This is a genomic window from Vibrio sp. 1078-1 (assembly GCF_033340475.1).
This window is the reverse complement of the sequence record NZ_JAWOWM010000045.1, coordinates 1-3077: the sequence shown is the minus strand read 5'-3', so window position 1 is coordinate 3077 and position 3077 is coordinate 1. Positions and strand designations below refer to the sequence as shown.

The 3077-nt window shown below is 51.2% G+C and carries 2 rRNA genes; both read right to left on the bottom strand.

Annotated features, from left to right (window positions below):
• Window positions 1-68, bottom strand: a 5S ribosomal RNA gene (gene rrf, locus R7190_RS25430); the annotation flags it as partial.
• Window positions 69-161: 93 nt separating this feature from the next.
• Window positions 162-3052: ribosomal RNA gene (locus R7190_RS25425) — 23S ribosomal RNA — on the bottom strand.
• Between the last annotated feature and the right edge of the window lie 25 nt (window positions 3053-3077).

Genomic DNA, 3077 nt, shown 5'->3' with positions numbered 1-3077 from the left:
CGCTATTTCGTTTCACTTCTGAGTTCGGCATGGAAATCAGGTGGGTCCAAAACGCTATGGTCGCCAAGCAAATTCTTTAATTCGGAAAGCTGTTTGTTAATTCTCGTTCTTACACATTCAATGTTCTTTCATTGAGTCCATCAAAACCCCTTGGGTGTTGTATGGTTAAGCCTCACGGGCAATTAGTACAGGTTAGCTCAACGCCTCACAACGCTTACACACCCTGCCTATCAACGTCGTAGTCTACGACAACCCTTTAGGATACTTAAAGTATCAGGGAGAACTCATCTCAAGGCTCGCTTCCCGCTTAGATGCTTTCAGCGGTTATCGATCCCGAACTTAGCTACCGGGCAATGCGTCTGGCGACACAACCCGAACACCAGAGGTTCGTCCACTCCGGTCCTCTCGTACTAGGAGCAGCCCCTTTCAATTCTCCAACGCCCACGGCAGATAGGGACCGAACTGTCTCACGACGTTCTAAACCCAGCTCGCGTACCACTTTAAATGGCGAACAGCCATACCCTTGGGACCGACTTCAGCCCCAGGATGTGATGAGCCGACATCGAGGTGCCAAACACCGCCGTCGATATGAACTCTTGGGCGGTATCAGCCTGTTATCCCCGGAGTACCTTTTATCCGTTGAGCGATGGCCCTTCCATTCAGAACCACCGGATCACTATGACCTGCTTTCGCACCTGCTCGAATTGTCATTCTCGCAGTCAAGCGGGCTTATGCCATTGCACTAACCTCACGATGTCCAACCGTGATTAGCCCACCTTCGTGCTCCTCCGTTACGCTTTGGGAGGAGACCGCCCCAGTCAAACTACCCACCAGGCACTGTCCGCAACCCCGATGAGGGGTCGACGTTAGAACATCAACACTACAAGGGTGGTATTTCAAGGACGGCTCCACGCAATCTAGCGACTGCGCTTCAAAGCCTCCCACCTATCCTACACATGTAGGGTCAATGTTCAGTGCCAAGCTGTAGTAAAGGTTCACGGGGTCTTTCCGTCTAGCCGCGGGTACACTGCATCTTCACAGCGATTTCAATTTCACTGAGTCTCGGGTGGAGACAGCGTGGCCATCATTACGCCATTCGTGCAGGTCGGAACTTACCCGACAAGGAATTTCGCTACCTTAGGACCGTTATAGTTACGGCCGCCGTTTACCGGGGCTTCGATCAAGAGCTTCGACCGAAGTCTAACCCCATCAATTAACCTTCCGGCACCGGGCAGGCGTCACACCGTATACGTCATCTTGCGATTTTGCACAGTGCTGTGTTTTTAATAAACAGTTGCAGCCACCTGGTATCTGCGACTCTCAATAGCTCCATCCGCAAGGGACTTCACCGTCGAGAGCGTACCTTCTCCCGAAGTTACGGTACCATTTTGCCTAGTTCCTTCACCCGAGTTCTCTCAAGCGCCTTGGTATTCTCTACCCGACCACCTGTGTCGGTTTGGGGTACGATTCCTTACAATCTGAAGCTTAGAGGCTTTTCCTGGAAGCATGGCATCAATGACTTCACATCCGTAGATGCTCGACGTCGTGTCTCAGCCTTAGAAAGAGCCGGATTTACCTAACTCTTAAGCCTACGCACTTGAACCTGGACAACCGTCGCCAGGCCCACCTAGCCTTCTCCGTCCCCCCATCGCAATTGTAAGAAGTACGGGAATATTAACCCGTTTCCCATCGACTACGCCTTTCGGCCTCGCCTTAGGGGTCGACTTACCCTGCCCCGATTAACGTTGGACAGGAACCCTTGGTCTTCCGGCGAGGAGGTTTTTCACCCCCTTTATCGTTACTCATGTCAGCATTCGCACTTCTGATACGTCCAGCATGCGTTACCACACACCTTCAACCGCTTACAGAACGCTCCCCTACCCAATGCACTAAAAGTGCATTGCCGCAGCTTCGGTTTACTACTTAGCCCCGTTACATCTTCCGCGCAGGCCGACTCGACCAGTGAGCTATTACGCTTTCTTTAAATGATGGCTGCTTCTAAGCCAACATCCTGGCTGTCTGAGCCTTCCCACATCGTTTCCCACTTAGTAGTAATTTGGGACCTTAGCTGGCGGTCTGGGTTGTTTCCCTCTCCACGACGGACGTTAGCACCCGCCGTGTGTCTCCCGGATAGTACTTACTGGTATTCGGAGTTTGCAAAGGGTTGGTAAGTCGGGATGACCCCCTAGCCTTAACAGTGCTCTACCCCCAGTAGTATTCGTCCGAGGCGCTACCTAAATAGCTTTCGGGGAGAACCAGCTATCTCCAGGTTTGATTGGCCTTTCACCCCTAGCCACAAGTCATCCGCTAATTTTTCAACATTAGTCGGTTCGGTCCTCCAGTTGATGTTACTCAACCTTCAACCTGCCCATGGCTAGATCACCTGGTTTCGGGTCTATATCCAGAGACTGAACGCCCAGTTAAGACTCGGTTTCCCTACGGCTCCCCTAGATGGTTAACCTTGCCACTGAATATAAGTCGCTGACCCATTATACAAAAGGTACGCAGTCACAGGACAAACCTGCTCCTACTGCTTGTACGTACACGGTTTCAGGTTCTATTTCACTCCCCTCACAGGGGTTCTTTTCGCCTTTCCCTCACGGTACTGGTTCACTATCGGTCAGTCAGTAGTATTTAGCCTTGGAGGATGGTCCCCCCATATTCAGACAGGATATCACGTGTCCCGCCCTACTCGATTTCACTGAACACACGTCGTCAACTACGGGACTATCACCCTGTATCGTCGGCCTTTCCAGGCTGTTCGTCTAACGCGTGTAAAGCTTAAGGGCTAGTCCAATTTCGCTCGCCGCTACTTTCGGAATCTCGGTTGATTTCTTTTCCTCGGGGTACTTAGATGTTTCAGTTCCCCCGGTTCGCCCTGTTGAGCTATGTATTCACTCAACAGTAATACCTTATGGTATTGGGTTTCCCCATTCGGAAATCCCAGACTCAAATGGTTTTTACTACCTAATCTGGGCTTATCGCAAGTTAATACGTCCTTCATCGCCTCTGACTGCCAAGGCATCCACCGTGTACGCTTAGTCACTTAACCATACAACCCGAAGGAGTTTCGAGTT